The sequence below is a fragment of the Malacoplasma muris genome, assembly GCF_046774425.1.
Taxonomy (GTDB): domain Bacteria; phylum Bacillota_I; class Bacilli_A; order Mycoplasmatales; family Mycoplasmoidaceae; genus Malacoplasma; species Malacoplasma muris.
This window is the reverse complement of record NZ_CP177248.1, coordinates 483310-506913: the sequence shown is the minus strand read 5'-3', so window position 1 is coordinate 506913 and position 23604 is coordinate 483310. Positions and strand designations below refer to the sequence as shown.

Annotated in this window: 19 protein-coding genes and 1 CRISPR repeat array; of the genes, 6 read left to right on the top strand and 13 right to left on the bottom strand. The window is 22.4% G+C overall.

The features are described from left to right. The first annotated feature begins 118 nt into the window (after positions 1-118). The 5 genes from ACLFO7_RS02005 (at position 119) to ACLFO7_RS01985 (ending at position 6142) form a co-directional block, all read left to right on the top strand. Positions 119-259 (top strand): hypothetical protein, encoded by a 141-nt coding sequence (locus tag ACLFO7_RS02005; protein WP_412032686.1) that lies wholly within the window; start codon positions 119-121, stop codon positions 257-259. After that, positions 252-1955 (top strand): glycosyltransferase, encoded by a 1704-nt coding sequence (locus ACLFO7_RS02000; protein ID WP_412032685.1) that lies wholly within the window; start codon positions 252-254, stop codon positions 1953-1955. The genes ACLFO7_RS02005 and ACLFO7_RS02000 overlap by 8 nt, the downstream gene beginning before the upstream one ends. A 221-nt stretch (positions 1956-2176) precedes the next feature. Continuing rightward, entirely contained in the window at positions 2177-2938 is a 762-nt protein-coding gene (locus tag ACLFO7_RS01995) for a sugar phosphate nucleotidyltransferase (RefSeq protein ID WP_412032684.1), read from the top strand. Further along, positions 2931-4634: a glycosyltransferase gene (locus tag ACLFO7_RS01990; RefSeq protein ID WP_412032683.1), complete on the top strand. Its 1704-nt coding sequence runs from the start codon at positions 2931-2933 to the stop codon at positions 4632-4634. The genes ACLFO7_RS01995 and ACLFO7_RS01990 overlap by 8 nt, the downstream gene beginning before the upstream one ends. Positions 4635-4648: 14 nt before the next feature. After that, the gene (locus ACLFO7_RS01985; RefSeq protein WP_412032682.1) at positions 4649-6142 is read left to right on the top strand and encodes a histidine phosphatase family protein; all 1494 of its coding nucleotides are present in this window, start codon (positions 4649-4651) and stop codon (positions 6140-6142) included. Positions 6143-6390: 248 nt separating this feature from the next. Continuing rightward, positions 6391-7218: a CRISPR direct-repeat array (repeat unit 36 nt; unit sequence GGTAGAGATAACTAAGATTTACTACTCATTTAAAGT). Between the two features lie 163 nt (positions 7219-7381). On the opposite strand, the gene ACLFO7_RS01980 is transcribed toward ACLFO7_RS01985, so the two are convergent. The 5 genes from ACLFO7_RS01980 to ACLFO7_RS01960 form a co-directional block, all read right to left on the bottom strand. Further along, complete coding sequence (locus ACLFO7_RS01980) at positions 7382-8242, bottom strand: hypothetical protein (protein WP_412032681.1); 861 nt, start codon at positions 8240-8242, stop codon at positions 7382-7384. Between the two features lie 2 nt (positions 8243-8244). Next, the gene (gene cas2 / locus ACLFO7_RS01975) at positions 8245-8577 is read right to left on the bottom strand and encodes a CRISPR-associated endonuclease Cas2 (RefSeq protein ID WP_412032680.1); all 333 of its coding nucleotides are present in this window, start codon (positions 8575-8577) and stop codon (positions 8245-8247) included. 1 nt (position 8578) lies between these two features. Continuing rightward, positions 8579-9535 carry a type II CRISPR-associated endonuclease Cas1 gene (gene cas1 / locus ACLFO7_RS01970; RefSeq protein WP_412032679.1) on the bottom strand — a complete coding sequence of 319 codons (957 nt, stop codon included), beginning with the start codon at positions 9533-9535 and terminating at the stop codon, positions 8579-8581. 224 nt (positions 9536-9759) lie between these two features. Further along, complete coding sequence (gene cas9 / locus ACLFO7_RS01965; protein ID WP_412032678.1) at positions 9760-13344, bottom strand: type II CRISPR RNA-guided endonuclease Cas9; 3585 nt, start codon at positions 13342-13344, stop codon at positions 9760-9762. 379 nt (positions 13345-13723) lie between these two features. Next, positions 13724-15082 carry a hypothetical protein gene (locus ACLFO7_RS01960; RefSeq protein ID WP_412032677.1) on the bottom strand — a complete coding sequence of 453 codons (1359 nt, stop codon included), beginning with the start codon at positions 15080-15082 and terminating at the stop codon, positions 13724-13726. A 487-nt stretch (positions 15083-15569) separates the two neighbouring features. On the opposite strand from ACLFO7_RS01960, the gene ACLFO7_RS01955 reads away from it, so the two are divergent. Further along, positions 15570-15776, top strand: a complete 207-nt coding sequence (locus ACLFO7_RS01955; RefSeq protein ID WP_412032676.1) for an ArdC-like ssDNA-binding domain-containing protein — start codon at positions 15570-15572, stop codon at positions 15774-15776. Positions 15777-15810: 34 nt separating this feature from the next. On the opposite strand, the gene ACLFO7_RS01950 is transcribed toward ACLFO7_RS01955, so the two are convergent. The 8 genes from ACLFO7_RS01950 to ACLFO7_RS01915 all read right to left on the bottom strand — a co-directional run bounded on the left by ACLFO7_RS01950 (position 15811) and on the right by ACLFO7_RS01915 (position 23396). Next, positions 15811-16257, bottom strand: a complete 447-nt coding sequence (locus ACLFO7_RS01950) for a GIY-YIG nuclease family protein (RefSeq protein ID WP_412032675.1) — start codon at positions 16255-16257, stop codon at positions 15811-15813. Between the two features lie 360 nt (positions 16258-16617). Next, entirely contained in the window at positions 16618-17274 is a 657-nt protein-coding gene (locus ACLFO7_RS01945; RefSeq protein WP_412032674.1) for a Fic family protein, read from the bottom strand. Between the two features lie 51 nt (positions 17275-17325). Beyond that, on the bottom strand, positions 17326-17457 hold the full coding sequence (locus ACLFO7_RS01940) for a hypothetical protein (protein ID WP_412032673.1): 132 nt from the start codon (positions 17455-17457) through the stop codon (positions 17326-17328). Between the two features lie 254 nt (positions 17458-17711). Beyond that, entirely contained in the window at positions 17712-18983 is a 1272-nt protein-coding gene (locus ACLFO7_RS01935; RefSeq protein WP_412032672.1) for an ABC transporter ATP-binding protein, read from the bottom strand. A 148-nt stretch (positions 18984-19131) separates the two neighbouring features. Then, the gene (locus ACLFO7_RS01930; protein ID WP_412032671.1) at positions 19132-19743 is read right to left on the bottom strand and encodes a hypothetical protein; all 612 of its coding nucleotides are present in this window, start codon (positions 19741-19743) and stop codon (positions 19132-19134) included. Positions 19744-19833: 90 nt separating this feature from the next. Then, positions 19834-20652, bottom strand: coding sequence for an HAD family hydrolase (locus ACLFO7_RS01925; RefSeq protein WP_412032670.1), 819 nt, complete (start codon positions 20650-20652; stop codon positions 19834-19836). Between the two features lie 8 nt (positions 20653-20660). Then, entirely contained in the window at positions 20661-21509 is an 849-nt protein-coding gene (locus ACLFO7_RS01920; protein WP_412032669.1) for an aldo/keto reductase family protein, read from the bottom strand. A gap of 48 nt (positions 21510-21557) precedes the next feature. Next, positions 21558-23396 (bottom strand): AAA family ATPase, encoded by a 1839-nt coding sequence (locus tag ACLFO7_RS01915; protein WP_412032668.1) that lies wholly within the window; start codon positions 23394-23396, stop codon positions 21558-21560. Positions 23397-23604: the final 208 nt, after the last annotated feature.

The following is a 23604-nucleotide window of genomic DNA, read 5'->3' as shown; positions in this document are numbered from 1 at the left end:
AAAAATGATAATTTTTTGCTATTTTTTGGCAAAAAAATGGCACTTTTTTTCAAAAAAAAAAAAAAGCTTTTTCATATAGAATTAAATTAAATTTTTGAAAATTTTAGGTGAGTATAGCATGAAGGCAATTATAAATACTAAATATCAGTGAAAAATATTTTTAAAAGAAATTGCAACTAGGCATTTTTTACTTTTAAAAACTCCAAATGGAATTTTAGATTTTAACAAAATCTTCATATTGGAGGATCAAAATGTTTAATTCACAAGCAAGATATTTATATAATCTTTTTAAAATAATATTTAGAGTAATCACTTTATTAATATCATTGCCATGGCTTATTTTATTTTTCTTAAATATATTTGAAATTTCAAGAATAATACCTTCAAGCTTATATTTGGATATTAATAATCCATGAATGAGATTATTAACAAATACATTATTTTTTGGAACAATTTGATCAGTATTAGGTTTTCTATATTTAATATCTGAAATTATTTTAAAGAAAAAGTGCATGAAATTATATGCAAATGAGTGCAAAGAAATTATTGACAGTACAGTTCTGCCCAAAAATCTACCAAAGGTATTGTACATTTATACAACACATAATGATTTAATAGAAAGTAGAGTCCTTCAAAATATGAAACAAACATACAAAAATTTTGAAGTATGAGTTTCTGATGGATCAAGTAACAAAGAATGAAGAAAAAAAATAAAAGATTTTTGCACTAAAAACAAAATTAATCTATATCAACTAGAATCAGAGGCTTCAAAGAACAAATCTGATAACATTAACCAATTTTTAAAAAACTACAAAGGTGATTATGATTACTTACTTATTGGAGATGCTGATGAAGTTTTTCATGAAAATTTTGTTGAGTATTCAATAAAAATATTTTTATCAAACAAGATAAAAAACTTAAGTTATATAGCTCCTTTAAATATAAATTACAGATCAAAAGGAATTTATCCAAACACTACTAGATTGTTGGAAACATTTATATTTTATTGAATTCTATTTGCTAGATGTTTTACTCAATCAAGTATTCCTCCACTTTCTGGACAATCATGTTTAATATCTAAACAAAGTTTAATAGAATGCAATCATGAAGAAAAATTTGATGATGGCAATTTAGAAGACTGATATCTTGAATCAGAAATGGTTGAAAAAATTAACTATGGTATAATGCTGCCAAATGCTCCTTGTTATTTTGAACCAGATGTAAATGTTAAAGCTCACTTTAATAGAATAATGAGAATAAATGATTGAAGAATTAGATGGTGAAAAATAAGACCTAAAAGCATAATAAAAAATTATAGTGAAAAGTATTCAAATTGATACCAAACATATTTAACACATTTGACAACACCTATTATTATATTTTTAAGTCTATTCATATTTTCTATAACTGTTTGATTAATAAGCAATTATTGAGACTATGCTTTTAAAAACAATACATTGTTTTGAATATCAGTTGGTACTAATGTTGGGTTAGGTCTGATATTATTAACAATAAACCTTACACTAAACTTTGTTATAACAAAAAAACTAATATTTAACTTTTGAGATAATCTATTATTCCCCTTAATATTTATATTATGATCATTTGCATCAAATATTAAAGTTTGTATTCATTGATTTAATTCACTATTTTTAGGAAAGTACTCTCAATTTGGTGGGTCTGGTAAATCAAGATTTTTCAAAGGAAAAAGTGGAATACATAAATGATGAATTTCACTCTTTATTTTTTCTTTAATTTTACTTTCATTTAACCTGCCTATGTTCTTATTAACTGATTGAGAAAAATTTAGATTACTGATTATTATTTTTAATGTTTACATAGGATCACTATGACTAGGTGTCTTTTCATACTTGATATTATGATACATAAATTTTATACCTTATAACTCTTCATTTAAAAGAGAAGACTGAATTAAAACAAAAGATATTTTTTAATAATAAGAATGAATTTTTCAATAAAAAACAATAGATAAAATAATGAATTTATAGAGCAATATTAGAAATAAATTTGAATCATTTTTTATCAAAAATGACAAAAAACAGTAATTTTTTGCCAATTTTAGGCAAAAAAACATCACTTTTGTTCGAAAAAAAAAAAAAAAAAGCTTTTTCTTATACAATTAATAAAAATGTTGTGTTTTTTTAGTGAGTTGTATATGAAAATAATAATAACAGCTGCAGGTCAAGGCAAAAGATTTGTTAAAGAAGGAATAAAAATCCCAAAATATTTAATTAATGTAAATGGTAAAACTCTTCTTGAACATAGCCTTTTAACACTAACAAATTTTTATAACAATGAATTCATATTTATATTCAGAAATTTAAAGAATGAAAAAGAAATTGAAAAAATTATACAAAACTGTAAAAACAATAAAAATGAAAAAATTAATAATTACAAAATTATCAATATAGAAAATATTACTAGAGGACAAGCAGAAACTGTTTTATGTGCTAAAAGTTTTTTAAATGATAATGACTCAATATTAATTTTTAATATAGACACATGTATTCTTGATGCTTCAAAACTTATAAAAGAAGAAGACATAAATCAATTTGTAGATGGAATAATTTATACAACTAAAGCAGAAGGTGATCATTGAAGTTTTGCCAAAACATTACCAAATTCTAATGTAGTAATTGAAGTGAGTGAAAAAATAAGAATTAGCAATCATGCAAGTATAGGTTTATATTATTTTAAAAAATTTAAAGATTTCTTTAGTGTTTTAAAAAAATATAATAATGAAATTATAAAAAAATATAAAGAACTTTATATCATGCCTATTTATCAATATCTTATTAATGATAAGCAAAACATTATTATTAAAGACATTCCTTTGTGTAATTTCATACCACTAGGCACTCCTGATGAAATAATAAACATTGACCAAAATTTTATTATGGAGAATAAAAATGTTTAATTCAAAGGCCAGGTATATATATAATTCATTTAGTATTTTTTCTAAAGTTAGTGCTACATTAATATCTATAGTTTTATCTATAATATTTATTCTAAATGTATTTGAAATCATAAAATTAATACCAGACAAATGATATTTAGATATTAATAATCATTGAATGAAATTGTTAACAAACACATTATTTTTTGGAATAATAGGCACATTTATAGGATTTGTGTATTTAATAATTGGAATGATTATCAAAATTAAATGTATGCGTTTGTATGCAAAAGAGTGCAAGGAAATAATAGATACTACAAAATTTCCTAAAACATTACCAAAAGTTTTATATGTATATACTAGTCATAATGATTTAATTGAAGCTAGAGTACTACAAAATAAACAACAAACTTATTCTAATTTTGAGATGTGAGTGTCTGATGGATCAGATAATACTGAATGAAGAAAAAAAATAAAAAACTTTTGTTCTAAAAATAAAATTAATTTATATCAGTTAGGACCAGAAGGTTCTAAAAACAAAGCAGATAACATTAATAGTTTTTTAAAAAATTATAAGGGAGATTATGATTATTTAGTTATTGGAGATGCTGATGAAGTGTTTCACAAAAACTTTGTTGAATACTCAGTTAAATTATTTTGTTCTAAGCAATTAAAAAATATAAGTTACATAACCCCTTTAAATATAAATTATAGGTCTAAAGGAATTTATCCAAACACAACAAGGTTACTTGAAACATTTGTATATTGGTGAACCCTTTTACCAAGGTGTTTTGTTAATACAAATATTCCGCCACTAGCTGGCCAATCTTGTATTATTTCAAAACAAAGTTTAATAGAATGCAACAACGGAGAAATGTTTGATAAAGGAAATTTAGAAGATTGATATCTTGAAGCTGAAATGGTTGAAAATGCAAAGTTTGGTATGATGTTACCAAATACACCTTGTTATTTTGAAGCTGACACTAATATAAAAGCACACTTTAACCGTATCATGAGAGTAAATGATTGAATTGTTAGATGATGAAAAACTAGAACAAAAAAAATAATAAAAAACTATAATGAAAAATATTCTAGTTGATATCGAACATATTTTACACAACTAATAACACCTTTAATTATATTTTCTAGTTTAGCATCTTTTTGTTTTGTTGTTTGGTTGTTAGCAAATTATTGAGATTATGCTTTTAAAAATAATCTTTTGTTTTGAATAGCATTAATTGTGCTATTGTCATTTGGAATTATCACATGATTTATAAATTCAATTCTAAATTTCATAATATTTAAATCAAAAATTTTCAATTTTTGAGACTATTTTCTTTATCCTTTTATATTCATATTATGAGGTTTTGCATCAAATATAAAAGTTACCCAACATTGATTTAAATCACTATTTTTAGGAAAATATTCTGAATTTGGTGGATCTGGTAAATCTAGATTTTTTAAAGTTAAAAATGTTCCAATACAGTGATGAATATCACTTTTTGGTTTAACAGTTATACTTTTATCTTTTAATTTACCAATATTTTTGTTGTCTGAATGATGAAATATAAAATGATTAATTATTATTTTTAATGTTTATGCGGGAAGTATATGAATGGGATGTTTATCATATCTAACTTTATGATACATAAATTTTATACCTTATAACTCTACATTTAAAAGGGAAGATTGAATTGACATAAAAGAAATATTTTAGAAAAGAGAATATTTATGCAAATATTTATTTTAAGACACTGTAAAACTAAAAATAATATTAATAATTCATGATGTGGTTGTAAAACTGATAATGAATTATCTTTAGAAGGACTAAATAGAAATAAAGAGCTTGTGCAAGAATTATCACAAATAAAATTTGATGTAATATATAGTTCACCATTAAAAAGATGTTTAATTACAGCAAAACAAATATCTGAAATAACTGGTAGCAAATTAATTATTGACAATAGGTTAATAGAAAGAGATTTTGGAGAACTTGAAGGAAAACCTTGTGATGATAATGATAAATTAAAACTTGCTGATTTGCATTTAAATACTGATTTAAATAGTGGAGTAGAAAAAATCAAAGATATGTATCAAAAAAGAATAATTCCATTTTATACAGAATTATTTGAAAAAAATTTCTCAAAAGTATTAATTGTTAGTCATTCTTGAGTTGTAAGATTATCAAAATATTTTCTTGATGGTGAAATAGATTCTAAAACAATTGCAGTTACTCCAAAAAATGGAGAATATCAAATATTTAATAAAAATAATAACATTATTACAAGAAACTTTAACACAATAGAAATTCATGGAGACAAGTTAATAAAAAGATCTTCTTATACCAGTAAATTTCATGATGAAATACAATGAATGGTAAATTTACCAGATGATTTGAAATCTTATATTCCAAAAATAGATAAATGATATATAAGTGACAAGAATAAAGATGATGATTTATCTTTTATTACAATGGAATATATTAATCAAAAATCTTTTGACCAAATTTATTTAAAAAATAAATTAACAACTAAAGATGCACTAAATTTTTTCAAACAAGTATTTGCTTTTTTATCAAAAGCTAGACAATACAATGACAACCTTGAAAAAGATAAGATAAAAGAATATTTGTATGATATTTACTATAAAAAAACAATTGATAGATGAGATACAATTAAAGATGATTTAAAATTTAGCAATTTTTATAATTATGAAATAACTATAAATAATGTAAAATATAAATCTGTTAAATATTATTTATCAAAATTAGAAAAAACATTAATAGATTATAATGTAATTTCATCTAATAGAAAATTTTGAATCATTCATGGAGATTTGTGTTTTAACAATATTATATTCAACAACAATCAAATGTATGTTATAGATCCAAGAGGATCTTTTGGTAAACCAGGATTGTATGGTGACCAATGATATGAATTAGCTAAATTATCACATTCAATCAGTGGATATGATTCAATTATTAATAATTATTATCAAGTAGAAATAAAGGATAATAATATAAATTATTCTTTTGATCAGGAAATAAATAAACAATTATTTCTAGAATTATTTGAAAAATTAATTAATAAAAATATATTGCAAAAAATCTATTTAATAGAATCTCTATTGTTTTTATCTATGATTCCCTTACATAAAGAAAATTATAGTCACCAAATTATGATGTTGTGTTTAGCAATTCAAAAATTAAGCAAATTTATTAAATAAAAAATAATAAAATTATTCTTATTAATTTAGATAATTTTATTATTTTTAATATTCAATTAATTTTATAAATTATGATTCTACTTTAGGACCTGGAAAATTATTGATTTCCAGTTGCAGTTCACTTATCTCTTTCTTTAATCTTAATAAAAGATTATTTAATGCTATACTTACTCCCTTATAATGTCGTGTAAAAACAGCTAAAAAAATTTGATTTTTGTAATAATCAACTTGTGGGACCCACGGTGGGAGGTAGAGATAACTAAGATTTACTACTCATTTAAAGTAAAGTCTCCTGTGGATATGATACAAAAAGCGGTAGAGATAACTAAGATTTACTACTCATTTAAAGTAAATAATGAACTTGTTCATTTTGAAAAATAGGTAGAGATAACTAAGATTTACTACTCATTTAAAGTTTGATAATGTAGAAAGTGATTTCAATAATAGGTAGAGATAACTAAGATTTACTACTCATTTAAAGTAAGAGAAACCAGAAAATCATCAATGAAGCAGGTAGAGATAACTAAGATTTACTACTCATTTAAAGTTCTAGACTGATGTTCATATTCAGATTTAAGGGTAGAGATAACTAAGATTTACTACTCATTTAAAGTGTAGCAAATAAACTACTTCATAGTTATATTGGTAGAGATAACTAAGATTTACTACTCATTTAAAGTTAATATTCCTAAATATTGAATTAAGAAATTGGTAGAGATAACTAAGATTTACTACTCATTTAAAGTGTCTCTACTTCTAATTAATATGTCACTCTAGGTAGAGATAACTAAGATTTACTACTCATTTAAAGTTGAAGTCATATTTTAATTGAAAAGAATTATGGTAGAGATAACTAAGATTTACTACTCATTTAAAGTATTTCATCCAATACCTCCATCTTTTAAACTGGTAGAGATAACTAAGATTTACTACTCATTTAAAGTACCAATCCATTTGATCAAATATTAGAAGTTGGTAGAGATAACTAAGATTTACTACTCATTTAAAGTATTAGTGTTTGTGATCAATGAAAAAGTTTCGGTAGAGATAACTAAGATTTACTACTCATTTAAAGTGTCAAATTGGCATTTTTTGAGCATAAATCATAGTTATAACTATCAAAACTTTAAATAATATACATTTTTTTAGTAAAAATGTATAAAAAACAATTTTTACTTATTAAATAAAAGTTGATTAATCTTTTATATAGATTCAAATAATAAATCTACATAAATAATTTTACTCTATTTGTTTCTCTAAAAAACTTTTATTTATATTTTTATTATATTTAAATCTTTTTTCTAAATATTTTATTAAAGTTTTTTTATCTAAAATTTCTAATGAATCAATATTAAATTCATCATTTATAAATTTATTAATTACAACAATACATTCTATGTATTTAAAATCATTAATTCATTTATTAAGATCATTTGTTACTATAATAAAATTAAAGTTATCAATGAAATTACAAATGATATTATCAATATCAATTATATTGTAATCATTAACAATTACTAGCTGTTTATTTTTGTCATAACCTCTAATAATGTTTAATAAACTAATTATTGTTTTATTATCTACATATTCTTTATTAATATCTATGTAATCCAATATACTAGCTTTTTCTAAATTAATATCAGTAACATTTTCAAGAAATTCATCTTTTAATTCATAATATTTTTGACCTATAAATTCTTCAAACATTTTATTATTATTTTCTATATCTTTACTCTTAAGATATTCGTGCAATATTCCATTGCTTTTATTATTAATAAAATCATTTATTTTACTAAATGAATGTATATGGAATATATTCTTATTTCTTACCAATGAATCATTAATAGATATTTTGCTATATGATTCATTGTTATTTAATATATCTCTAACAAATAAATCTGGATAATCACAAACTATTATTTTTAATCCATGAAACTCAAAACTAGAACTTAAATAATCTAAATTAAATTTAAGATTTAGTTTTTTTGCAGCATTTAATTTATTTATATTCTCTAATATTAATTTTGTATTAGTTGTTTTATCTTTATATTCATCATCCTTTTTTATAATTAAGGGATTAAGTCTCAATATATTTTTCATTTTTAATCCTTTAGTTTTATAAACCTTTCTTCTCCATTCACTTTTTCATTAATGTTACTTTCTCCATTTAGATAAATAATATTTTGATATTGTTTTTCAGTTACAGCCAATACTCTAATATTTCCTTGTGTAGGAATAAATTTTGATATTTTTTTAACTTCTGATTCAAATTTATTTTTAATGTTTAAACATTTGCTATAGACACTAAACTGCATCATAATATAACCATTTTTAATTAATAGTTTTCTAAAACGTTGATACTCTTTGCTTTCTTCATAATTATTATTTGGAAGATCATACATAACAATTATTCTCATATATTTATAAATTGACATATTAATCTAAATCTATGTTATCTTGATCTTTAAAATAATCAAATTCTGCATTAGTATCAACTTCAAAACTATATTCTATTGTTAAATTATCAAATGATTCATTTACCAAACAATCAACAAATTCATCTATTGCATTATTTAATTGTTGATAATAACCATTAATCATTAACTTAAAATTAGCTATAAAATCCAAACAAATTTCTTTTATATCAATAGATAAAGGTGCATTATTTTTGCTAACTATTTCTCTTTTGTACAATTCAATCACTAATATATCTACAACATTTCTAAACGGTTCAATTAGATCGCTTGATAAAGCAAATTGATTATAAACTGACTTATGGAATAAACTAATTCTAGTGTCCAAACCTTTTTTTATAATACTTCTTGCTACCATTCCATTTAATATTGTGTATCCATAATTTAGTAATTTATTTATTTGAATATTATCATCTTGTCTATTAAAACCTACTCCAAATAGAGTGTGCCAATATATTTTTGCTATATGCCCTTCTCTATTTGTTGAATCAAATGGTTGTATTTGATTTATATAATTTTGAATTTCAATTTCTTGATTATCATCTAAAAGTTTTAAATACTTTAAATATTCAAATTGATTGTTACATTTAAGATAGACAATTTTTTGTCATACTAGCCCTTTATAATCATTTGATCAATTTAATTGTTTATCAAATATAGATAAAGTTTTTAAATTTCCAAATATTGGAAATAACATTGAATTAGGTAAATATTTTTCATCACAAAAAAATACACATATATTTTGAGATGCTAATTCATTTAATAAATTAATAGAAACATTAATTCTATTGTTTGAAAATAAAAGCACATCAATATCATTAATAGGAATAGATATATTTGTATCACCTGTAATTATTAAATTATTTAAAAATAATTTAACAAAACAATTTTTGTTAATTTCAATTATTCTTCAGCCCATATTTTTTATTTTTTCCTTAATACTGTGTTATGATATTAATACTTAGTAGTGAGGAAGTGATTAATCCTTAATTGCTAAGAAAAATAAATGGTTGAAATACTAATTTGAAATAATTAGAGAGATAACTAAGGTTTACTACCATTTAAAACAAGGGTTTATCCCGTACTTGCTCACATTTAATGTGAGTTTTTTTATTGTATATTTATTAAAACAAAAAGAAGGAATTACAATCCTTCTTTTTTAAATATATCTTTCTCTTTGATAACTGAAACATTTCCTAAAATATCTACTGTACAGAAATTATAATTTGCCATAATTGTTGAAATTGCAACATTATTTTGTTTACCTTTTTTATAAACTTCTTGTATATCGAGTTTATGTTGACTGAAACTACCACCAACTATTTTTCTTAAATCATTGTTATCAGTTTTATTTAGCATTAATGTTCCATAATGAATTATAAAATAACTTGAATCAATATCAATGTTATTGAGTCTTAATAAAAAATTTAATTTACTACAATTTATATTTTTTATATCATTTTCTAATACATCAATACGAATTGGAATAATTTTATATTTTCCTTTTTTATCCTTATATAATCTAATTTCTTTTCATTCTAATTTAGTTTTTGCACCAAATGATAAATTATTATTCATTCTATTTAATTGAAAACTATTAACAGGATAAAAACTAGTTAGGCCACCATATTTTTTAATAGATTTAACTTTATATTTATAATTATTTCTTTCTAAAATTAGATGTGTATATGTACTTGGTTTTTCAATATCATGTATCTCATAATATTTATCCATATATACTCTGAACGGATTTAGTTTACTAGATTCTTTACTACTTTCAGCTAATTTTAATCCTTCATAATATGCTTTTAAAATATCTTCTCACATTTTTTTATCATGATATTTAGAGTTATTAATATCTCCATATAATTCAATAAGATTGTTCATCTCTTTTTGAACATCACTCATATTATCAAATTTTAGAAATTCAACTTTACTATATTCTATATATTTATCACTATTAGTATCTTTTCTAACTGATATTAATGAATCTCCTCATAGTTGCATATTAGTTTTCTTTTGTAATTTGAAAGAGAATTTAACTTTATGATTTTTAACATCATTTTTTAATTTATCATTTCAATCAATATCATTATCATACTTAAACATTTTTTTATAATCATTATCATTATAATATTTGCTTTTAGCTGATACTTCTAGAGTTTCAGGATTTACATATTGGTATCAAACAAGTTTGCCAACTTCAGTATTACTATTACCTAAAATTGCACAAATAGTAGCATCAATTGCATGGTGAGAATGATCAATTTCTCTATCTTTTTTAAAATCTAAATACTTATGTCCCCTATATTTTTGGCTAGTTGAACCATTAATATTAATTAGATGGATTTCATCGCCTATTGGACATAAACTAGCATATCCTAAATTTTTAACTTTATTATCAATGTTAGTTAATCATGCTCTAAAAGCTTGATTTACTAATCTACAAGCATATCTTGTATCAGCTAAATTTCTACCTATAAAACCAATAGACCTTCTAGCTAAAGAATTTTCATCTAAACTTAAGTCCATAGTTAGCATTTCATACTTTCTTTTATCTTTATATTCTCCATCTAAATAAAGATCTCTTCAGTGTTTTTCCATAATATGAAATTTACTACCCAAATATTGTTTTGGAGTTCTTTGACCTTTTTCTGCATTATTTACTGTCAATGTTAAAACTTTATTATGTCATGAATCGTCATAACAAATAGAATAAGGAACTATATGGTCAATATCACAATATCTATCATCATGGATAACTTTATTTGGATCAATAAATTCATTTGTATATATGTCTTTACCATTTTGTTTCAATAACAAAGATAATTTTCTAAATATTTTATCACTAGAATTTTTTGCTTCATAACCATAATTTTCTTTAATCTTATTTATTAATGATTCATTAGCATTTTTAATATCTGTAATTCTTTTTTTCTGGTCTACAGTATTTCATTCAGTTGGCATTTCCATAACTATATTTTTTAAATAATATTGACCATTATAAATGTATTTTTTAATAATCTTATTAAATACTTTTAAGGTTTCTCTAAATGAACATTTAGTAGTAGGTGATAAAATTTCATTATTCATACAATTTATATCAATATACTTAGAATTAGACTTTTCAAAATTAAATTTATCTGCCTCATTTTTATCAATAATAGATTTATATTTTTGATTTACTGTTTTACCTTTATCAACTATTTCTTCTTTGATAAATTCATTTAAAGCCTTTAAAGACATTGAAGATGTTTGCTGAGAATCAATTTTTGATCTTACAACATTATCAACTATTTCTTCTGAAACAAGTTTTTTATCCAATAAATTGTTTTTTATTTCATCTGGTTGGTCTGGATAACATGCAAAAACATGTACTATAGAATTTAATTTTTCTAAATTTTCTATAAAGTCATCATAACTATTTAATTTATAATAATTTCCAAGTTCTTTAAATAATATTTTAGAATTTGACATCTCATCAAAATTACAATCATCATTTTCTTTATTGCTTGATTTTTTAGCTTTTGTAGGATAATGAAAAATATTTTCAGGCAAACATTTTACAATGTTTGAAATTATTTTTAAGTCTAAACTTTTGTTTTTAGAAATTATTCAAAAAATAATTTCTTTTTTTTCAGTTTCTGTTAGTTTTTCTATTGTTCTCTTATTGTCTTTGATAATAAGTGTGTTTAATTGAGAAATGATATTTGATAATTCTGCAGATACTGATTTTTTATCAGCTCTAGGTTCATCAGGATAAACAGAACATTTCCCAATTGTTAAATCTCATAATCTGTTTGCAACTTTTTCTATATTCCCAGTATCTTTATTAACTCTAAATAAACCATAATCACTTGGAGATTTTTCACTTCCAGGACCATCTGAAAATTTTCTTTTTCTAAAAAATAATTCTTCGTAATCCTTTATAAATTCATTGTTAATATATGATTGCTTTAACAATAATTGGTTTATTTCTTTTCATCATTCATGAGTAGAAAAAGATGTATTTTTTTCATTCCCTCTAAAATATTCATGCTTTTCAAATAATTTTTTTTGGACTTGTGTTGGCAACAATCCATAATAATCTTTTTCATTATTATAATTTTTTACTGATTTTATAAAACTTGCAACTCTTTGAAAATCATTTTTAAAATTATATTTACTTGCTTCTTGTTCAAGATTATCTTTTGATACCTTTGAATTTTTTAATAATCAATCTGCAAATTTTAAATATTCAGAATTATTTTGAATTATTGAAAATGTATGATCTTCTTTTTCTAACATTTCCATTGTTTTATAAGAATACCCTCTATGAGATAAATAGTAATATAAAACTCTTAACAACTTATTAGGTAAAATCTCTTGATTTAATCCTTTAAGAATTAAATCCATAACATTATTATCATCAGATAATAATATATTTTTGATAAAATTTGCTTTGGTTTCTTCAAATTCATCATATTTATTAACTTTAAAAATACTAATATATTTATTAGTAACTAATTTTATAAAATCATCTTTTCTATTTCTTTTTCTACGTATAAGTCTTCTCAAAGCTCTTTTAGATCTTCTGTTCTCATTTTCTAAAGAACCATCTTTTGGATCTTTTAATTCATTAAAAAGTCTTACACCTCTATCAATGATATTGTTATCTTCATCAACAATTGCTCAACCAACTGAAGTGATACCAATATCAAATCCAATGTTTACTTTCTTTTTATTCATAATAATTAATACCTTATTATATCAATATGTTCATATTGTAATTCCATTTATCAATTATTATTTAAATTTTGTAATGTCAAGTATAAATTATTCTGTGGTAAAAACTATTAAAACATCATAAAGTAATTTATGAATTTTCACTAAATTATAGTGTAAAATGAATATAGTAAGTCCTATATCACAATAACCAGATCGTTTATCTAAGCGTATAGTAAGTACGTTGGTGTGTAAGGCATTAAAAAAACGTACATATGTACGTTTTTTTAATTGCAATACAGAAAGATTCAAATTCAGTAAAAGTTTTCTATAAATTAGATATTCTCATTCAATAAAGCATTGAACTACAACAATATAATAAATTAATATTTCAGTATTTATTCTATAATCTTAAACGTTTTTTTAAAACAAAATTATAAAAGTTTCATTGACTAATTCCACCACCAGAATTATAAATATTTACATTATTTATAAAAAGTCTTACATGTACTTTATTAGATAAAGTTCAATTGTCTCTAAACAATACATCTCTAACATAAAGAGGATTATTGGTATTTTTTAGATCTTCACAATTATCACTAAAATCCCAATATCAACTTTTAGTAAAATCACCTCAATTATCATCATTTGAAATAAAAGTGGGTTTATTAAAGTTGTTATATGATTCTATTTCATAAATAACTTTATCACCAGCTTTTACACTTGTTCTACCACTCATTGTAGCAGTATGAGGTTGTATTGCTCATTTAAAATTAGTTTTATCTTCTTTAATAATTCCCTCTGCAACAGCAATAAAACCTTCTTGTGTTTCATTTTTAATATAGTAATTAATTTCAGAAAAATTATCACTAAACATTTGATACATACCAAAACGCACTTGATACATATAATTTAATCTAATATCCTCTTTAGTCGTTTTATCTAATAATTCTTTATATTTATTTTCACTTATTTCCATTAGTTCACTAATTTTAAACTTTTCTAATTTTCCTTTATAACTAGTGCAACCATCAGGTGTAACCAAATTAGTTATTGGTTGTCTATCTAAAAGCCCTCATCAATCAGGGTTAACTTTAAACCCATTAATATTAATTGTTTTGTTATGTGTGACATTGTTTATATCAAAAAGTATTTGAAATTTAATAGTTGAAGGGTAATTAAAATCAAAACGATCATTTTCATATTTTAAAAATGTAAAATTAAAATTTGTATAATCTTTCATTTCATTACCAAATTTTTGTCTTAATTCTTCTTCATTAATTCTTAAATAGCTTTTATAATTTGTTTCCGGTGCGTTAAATGGACCAAATTTAACAAAGTCTTTTGTATAAATATTTCTATAATCATAACCACTATCATTCACAGGTAACAATGTCATTGCATTATATATTTGTTGATCTATAGGTAAGTTTTCATTATCTGGTGGTGTTGGATCAACTGGTGGTGTTTGAATTGGCGGAAGAGCATCAGGATTAATAGGAGGAACTACAGGTTTATCAGGTTGTTCAACTGGTGGTTTTGGATTAGGATTTGGTTGAATTGGTTCTGTATTAACAGGAGGTTTATTTTGTTCACCATCTGATAAATCTCCACCATTTGTTGGAGGATTAGTATTATCAGGTGTAACTGGTTTAGAATTATTTTCTTGATTCATATTGTTTGAAGAAGAACAAGAACTTGCAATAATAGGTATTGCTACAAGTGTCAAAGTAGAAAATATAATAGAAAAATTCTTTTTCATATAATAAACCTCTATTAATTTGTTTTGCACTATTTTAAACCTATAAAATTAATAAATCAAATTGATTAATGAAAAATAATTAATAATTCAAATTAAAAAACAAATATTATCATTTATGATTTTTAATTACAACAAATAAAAAATTGTGCTTATAGCACAATTTTATGCCTTACATGCCAACGTACTTACTATACGCTTAGAATAAATCTGGTTATATGCCTAGGTCTTACTATAATGAATTGTATAATATAATAATTAATTTTCAATAAAATAAAAATTTAATAGTAACTGTTATTTTTTTACAATTTAGTTATTGTATTTGTGCAACTTAGAAAGGTTATCTATGATTTTTTATGTCTGTAGATAACATTCTAATGCTTTTTTAAGCAAAGAAATATTGTTAAAAGTGTAATTTCTGCATTATAAAAAAATCATGATTGTGAGAACCAAATGCTTTTGTTCCGATTCCTTTTAATTTTGAGTAAAAATGCAATATAAAGGATTAAATAGAATACATCTAATGTATGCATCAACTGATTTTAATGAAAGCAGATGGTTAACATTTAAACAAACTCAACAAATGAAATCTAAAGGCAGAAAAGAGTCTATAGATAAGCAAATTTTATTTTTGATGATAAAGAAGTTAAAATTGCAAAAGAAAAATATGATCAAATTTGTGAAAATAAAAATTTAACAAAATATGTAAACTTATTTGGTTTTTTGCTTTACTATCTATTTCCTCTGGTTTTATTGTATCCTTTGCTATAAGCATTATATTTTCTTATACATTTTCTTTCTAAATCATTTAAAGATGAAAAGCCGCTATTCAATAACTCAATCATGGTGATTTTAAACAAATCTCCATATTTATAATCTGCATACACATCTCCGTTGCCTCTACCATAGAAATGAGAAGCAACTCTTTTGAATAAGTTTGTAGATTGTCCAATATAATACATATTTTTTGTTTCATTATAGATTATATAAACTCCTTCTATGATACAATTTTTCTTTGAGTTTCTCAATTTAAAAAATTCATCAGGAGTTACTTGTATTTCATTTGAAACTAATTGTTGTATTTTTTCATTAATTTTATTTTCTCTAATTATTACAAAGGCTATAAATCCAATGAGTGCAAGCGCTCCTAAAATTATTATAATAATAATTAATTCCACTATTGTTTTCCTTTAAATTGTTATTACCACTAATAATTAAATAATTTTTATAATTAAAAAAATATGTTTCAAATTATTTAATTCATTAATTTTGTTTATTTTATATATTCTTTTAGAAGATTAACTTTTTAATTATTGCTATCTAAAATAATTTATATCATAATTTACATCAAAAAAAAAAAAAAAAAATCAATATTATGTAATAGTAAAAAAGTAATAATGTTATATATAAAAAATACTATTTTCTTTAAATAACAAACTTCAAAATGTAGGTTTTAACATAATCAAATAAAAGAAATAATTTGTCTTATATAAAAACAAAAAGTAGATAAAACTGAAATTATCTCTACCTTTTGATTTTTATAATTTTAACCAAATATTTTTTATTATTACATTGTACACTTCTTCTATTAATTCTTCCCTATTTAATTTTGAATACTTTGTTTCTCTTTCCTTTCTTTCATTTCAAGATGATATATTAATCATAAATTCTTCCCAATTTGATATATATGTCTCTTTATTGCCAGAAAATTTTAAATATAGTCCAAAAAAATCTAATACTTTCCAAGCGGACAATAATGCAGTTCTTTTATTTCCATTAGAAAAAGCATGTGCATGTGTTATATTAATTAATAATTCTGATACAAATTTTAATTGATCTCCATAATCTCAATATTTATCTATTAATGCATAAACAACTTGTTCAATTTTACCAACATGCCTTATGAAATATGAATTATCTTCTTCTTGATTTGATGTTTTTATATTTGGAATTATATTAAAAGCATTATAAATATAATCAACAACATATTTATAAAATTTTTCTATTTCATTATTTTTAAATCCCCAGAATTTAAAAATAATTTTTTGTTTATTTGTTTGGGATTTACTAAGTTGATAGTAACCATTTGAATTAATTTCATAAAGTTTACATTTATTAGGAGTATCTATAATAATATTCAATATAACTTTTTTTGATTTTTCATTCAATATAAAAATACTTTTCATTAATTCCATAGTTTTCCTAAACAATAAAAAATCACTGTATTTTGATACAGTGATAAAATCCTATTTATCTGCTAAAGCTTTGATAATTTCAATAAGTTCCTTATCAAGAGGGGCTTTAATTGTTTTATCAAAAAGATTTTTTACTTCATCATCTGTTAAGTGTTGAACTTTAATATTTTTTAAATCAATCATAATTCCCTCCCTTTATATAATATATAAGATTATAATATGAATTTGTAAAATATACATGCTTATATAAAATTACTTTTTTATGTATTTGCAAATTTTTATTTAAAGTACTAAAGTTTAATAAAATTTTAAAATAAGAACAAATTTTCAGTTTATTATTCCTTTTTATCATATTTATTTCCTCTTAATTTTATTACCATAATAAATAATTAAATTCTTAACTAGCAATGAATTTAATAATTTAAACAAAAATTATTTTATTGTACATATCTATTATTTATATCAATTTTGTCTACTTTACCATCTTTAATGTAAATAACTTTATCTGCAATTTCTACTAAACTATTATTATGTGTAACCATAACAATAGTTGTATTAAATTCTCTATTAACCATTAAAAATAAATCAATAATTTTAGCAGATGTTTCTTCATCTAATGCACCTGTAGGTTCATCACAAAGCATTAATCTAGGTTGTTTTAATATAGCTCTTGCAATTGCTACACGTTGTTTTTGACCACCAGATAATTCATGAGGAAATTTTGATAAATACTGTTTTAAACCTGTTTTTTCTATAATTGAATCAAAATCAATTCTTCTTTCATCAACTGGTACAAGGTTTTGTCCAAGTTTAATGTTATCAAAAACTGTAGATATTGGTATAAGACCATATCTTTGATATATGTATGCTATTTTTTCTCTTCTAAATTGAGTTAATTTATTATCACTTAATCTATGAATGTTTATGTGTTCAAGAACTTGATTATTATTCATTGGTGAATTTTGATCTTTTTTATCTATTTTTTTAAAATCAGAAACTATAACATTTCCTCTAGTTGGAAAATCTATTCCAGCTATTATATTTAATAGTGTTGTTTTTCCAGAACCACTAGGTCCTAAAATTATAACAATTTCACCCTCATTGATAGTAACATTAATGTTTTCAAGAATTCGTGCATGAAAGGATGCAGTTTTAATTTCTTTAATAATAGAATTACAACTTATGATACTTCTACCACTTAATTTCCTTTTAGTTCTATAGTTTATATTATTGTTATTACTTATTTCTCTTGTTTTATCTAAAGGTTGTGATGGTGGTAAAGAAATATTAGATTTAGTGTTTAAAATATTTTTTTTATTATCATTTTGATCTTTCATTGTATTTAAAACAGTACCTAGATTTTTATTATTATAGTTTTTATCTGTTCTGATATCAGTGTTAGAATAAATTTCATTTTTCTTATTAATTAAAAAATATTTATTTTTATCAACTAAATTAGATTTTTTTTCTATAGATAATGTGTTATTTTGAATTGATTTATTTTCGCTTATAGGTGATTTACTTTGTTTATTCTTTAAAGAAAATAATTTTATTTCATTATTAATTGTTGAATTTTTTATTTTTTTTGAAAATAATTTTGGCTCTTTAAAAATAGATTTATTTTTTAAAGACATATGTTTTGTATCTTTTTTAGCAAATTTATCCAATTCTTTATCTATTGTAGTTTTTTTAATTTTTTTAATATTCATAAAAAATAACCTATATTTTAATTATCTAATTATTGAGTTAAATATAACATATTTTTACTATCATCAACAAAGAATTAATAATATAAAATATTAATTCATTATTGTTAAATCAGCATTTAAAAAAACCACTAAAAGTGGTTTCAATAAATTATCAATTAAAAAAGTAGCCCTCATAATTTGCTGGTCCTGTTTGTTTAACCAAATAAATTGTTACAGACAATCTATTATTAGAATTTTGTGTATTATCTGATAAATATAAAACAGTTCCATCAAAATTTTTTAAATAACTAAAATCAAAATCATCATAATTAACATCTTTTGGTGGGGGAGCAGTTGTATCGTCAGGACTAGCATTTTCTTTAAAAAGAGTATTAGTTAATTTTTCTGTACTTCTAATTCAAGTTTCAAAAAATGAATAATTTGAAAAATTCTTAATAAGTTGTGGTTTATCAACATCAACTGATGAATTTGGATCAACACCAAAACTATCTTTTATTTCTTGCAATGTTTTATTTTCATAACCTTTGGGCAAACCAGCAGATTCAAATATGTATCCACCAACATTACCAAAAATTCCCATTTCATCAATTCTAAAAGTTGATTCATAATAATTAGTTTTATTTTTTAAAAACACACTTGTTTCATTTTGGTTACTATTAATATTATTTTCTTTTGTCCCACAACTTGTTACCAATAAAGGTAAAGATAATATGGATCCAAATATAACTATAGTACTTTTAAAATATTTTTTTATTTTCATACATACATCCTCATTTTTTAATATTCTAACTATTCTAATATATTTTTTTGATATATAGTAAGAATAAAAAAAACTTTCAACCTTAAATGGTTAAAAGTTTTTAAAAACATAATCTGCAAAACCATCATTTTCACAATCAAGTTCTGTAACATATTTTGCATATGATTTAACATTATCATTTGCATTTGACATAGCAACTGAATGCTTTGCAACTTCAAACATAGATATATCATTTTCATTATCGCCAAATACAATTAATTCATTTAAATCAATTTGAAGTGCATTTACAATTGTTTTAAGAGCTCTTCCCTTACTAACATTTTTATGGCATACATCCATTAGTCCTTCACCAGAACTATAGAAATTAATATTATTAATTGATTGTAGATTATTAATTAATAATTCTTTTTCTGATTCACTATCATATCATGCAAGCAATTTATATGCTCTTCTTTTTTTCAATCATGTTTCACTTGGAATCGATTCAAGTTCAAAATTTTTATATTTGTCAGGATAATTATTTATCTTGTCAAAAAGTTTTCTAAAAAAATAATTATTATCATTATTTGAATATAAACCATTTTTTGTATAAAGCATAAAACTAAAACCAAATTTATTAAATAAATCTATTACTTTATTAGATTCAAACAATAAAGGAGTTTCGTCTATTAAAGTTTTATTTTTTGAGTAAATTGCTGCACCATTTATAGTTATAGATGGTAATTCTGGACATAATTCATCCATTTCATATTGCATAGTATGAATTGATCTTCCTGTGATTATACCAATTCTTATACCTTTATTTTTAAGATGTCTAAAAGCTTCAAGAGTTCTTTGTGAAAATCTTGAAGTAGAATTTGTTGTTGTTCCATCTAAATCAACATATACATATTTAATATTATTAAACATAAAAAGTCCTAATGTGTTTTATATCAATTATTATTTAATGAAAGGTTTGCAAAAGAATCATTGTGATAAGTAGTTGTAGGTGTGTGAGTATTTAGTTTTTTCTCTAATATTTCAAAATCACTATTACTAATTTTAATCATTTTTTTATTTTCTTTTATTCTATCTGGATTAACAGATTTAATAATAGGAATTGCTCCACTTGTTTTTGTAAAACTAACTAAAAGTTGACTTTTTGTAACTTTATATTTTTTTGCCATTTTATTTATTAAAGAAGAATTTAATGTTTGGTTTAAATCCCCCATTGGTCTTCAACCTTGAATAGATATATTTTTTTGCTTATTGTAAAACATTCTATCTGGACGATAATAAGTTACTGAACATTCAATCTGATTACAAATTGGATATACATTAGTTTCATTGTATAAAAGTTCAATTTGATCTCTATCAAAATTACTTACTCCAATTTCTTTAATTAAACCCATTTTTTGAGCTTTAATAAGTCCTTTTCATGCTTTAACATTAACTGTCATATCAACATGTGGTCTATGCAATAAATAACAATCAATTGCTTTTACTTTAAGTTTTTCTATTGATTTTTTAACTTCTTCAATAATATCTAATTCATATTGAGTTACTCATAACTTTGATTGTATTATTGGAATAAACATATTATTTTTTCTTAAATGTTCTATAGCATTACCAACCAAATGTTCATTTTCATAAACAACTGCTGTATCAATAAAATCATATTTGTTTTTTGATGCTGCAATAATTGCAGTTAACATTTGATTTTCATCTATTATTTTATAAGTCCCAAAACCAATTTTAGTGTTAGTTATTGAATTTATACTATTCATAAAGCATCCTTTTTTACACAAAATACCAATCTTAATAATTTTAAGGTATTAATATTGATTTTTGAATTCAAAATATAATTTATTGTTTTCAACATAATAATCTATTGAATAAATTGTATTTGACTTATTTAAAATGTGGTTTGGAATTTTTGTGTAAATAAAATTTACAAGTTCATCAATAAAAATCGATTCAAAACTAACTACTAATCCTCTACCACCAAGTCTTACTTGATAGTCTTGTCTAATTAATTTAATTAAACCATCAAAGTCAGTATGTCTTTTTAAATTTAAATTAATATTTTTTTCTAATAATAATTTTTCTTTCAAAACATTAAATTTATATTGAATTATTTCTTTAATAATATTTTCATCAAGAATGTAATTAAAAGGGACAATATTTTTTATTCCTATTCTATTTAATATTTCAGGTCTTTGGATTCTGTGAATAAAAAATTCTTTAATAGCATCAACATATATTTGTCTATTATTTTCTTGATTAGAATTTACACTTGTAATCAATTCACTCCCAATATTTGATGTAAATATAATAAAAGTTTCACTAAAATCAATTAGTTCACCTTTTGATGATGTTAACCTACCATCTTCAAGAATTTGTAAAAATTTATCAAGTATTTTAGTATGCGCTTTTTCTATTTCATCAAATAACAAAATAGAAAAAGGTTTTTCTTTTACAGCATTTGTTAATTGACCACCAGCTTCATGACCAACATATCCTGGAGGAGCACCAATTAATTTTTGATCACTATGTTCTAAGTTATATTCACTCATATCAAATCTAATAAATTTATTTTCATCTCCAAAAATAAATTCAGTTAAAGCTTTTGCAAGTTCAGTTTTACCAACACCTGTTGGTCCTGCAAAGAATAAAATACCTTTTGGTTTGTAATTTTTTGTTGATTGAGCAATACCACTTAATCCAACATATGATCTTATAATTGTTTGTTTGATTTGCTCAATTGCTTCTTTTTGACCTTTAACTCTTTCAGTCAAATGCATTGTTAAAGACTTGATTTTGTTTTCATCAAGTTTTTCTCATTCACTTTCTTTTTTATCAAAAGTTATAAGATTATAAAGAGATTTAAAATTATCAACTTTTATATTTTGATTTACTTTTATCATTTGAACAATTTCTCTTAAGCTAAAACCATTTGTTAAAGTAGAAGCATTTTCCAATTCATTTTCATCTATAAATGAATAATCTGTTGAAAATGAAAACATGCTAGAAAACTTATTAATAAATTTTTTTCTTTCTATAGCATCTGGCTTTAAAATAGAGTGAAAACAAATTTCATAATTTTTATTTGAAATAAATTGGTTGATTCTATTATTACGACAAATTAAAATCAATTTACAATTGTTATCTAAATATTCAGATATTGTGTTTGTATAAATTGAAGTAAAACAAGATATTAATTCTGCAATTTTTGACGTTGCTAAATCCATGTTGTTATTTGATAATAGTATTTCACCAAAATCCACTATATAAGCATTAGAAATTGATGTTTTATCTTGTTTTTTTAAATAACTTATTTCACTATTAATTCCTGTAATAAACATATGAAATGAAGTATTATCAATTTTATCTTCATATTCTTCATCATTATTTTTATCAGTTACAATTAATCTATTTTTAGTTGCTGTTATAGAACCAATTGATGGGTTAAAATATTTAATATTTTTATATTTTAATTTATTTAAAACATAGCAAAGATATTGAGGAAGAGTAATTAAATTATTTGATTCAAATGTGTCTCTAATTTCAACAGATGAAGGCAAAATAAAATCATCAACATTTCCTGTTAAGACACATATTTGTTTTTGTAGAATCTTTGTTTTAATTTGTAATAAAGAATTGTAGTAACTCATATATCCTGCTTTTATAAAATGCTATATAAATTCTAACAATAAAATAAAGTTTTAATTAATAAGTTAATACAAAATATTAATAATTACCAAAAACTTTAAATGTACATAAAAGTAGATACAATTAAATTTTTTTCTTCAAAAAAGATAAAGATGTTGAAACTTTCACTGTAACAGAAACACAACATAAAACTCTAGGCATAATAAAAAA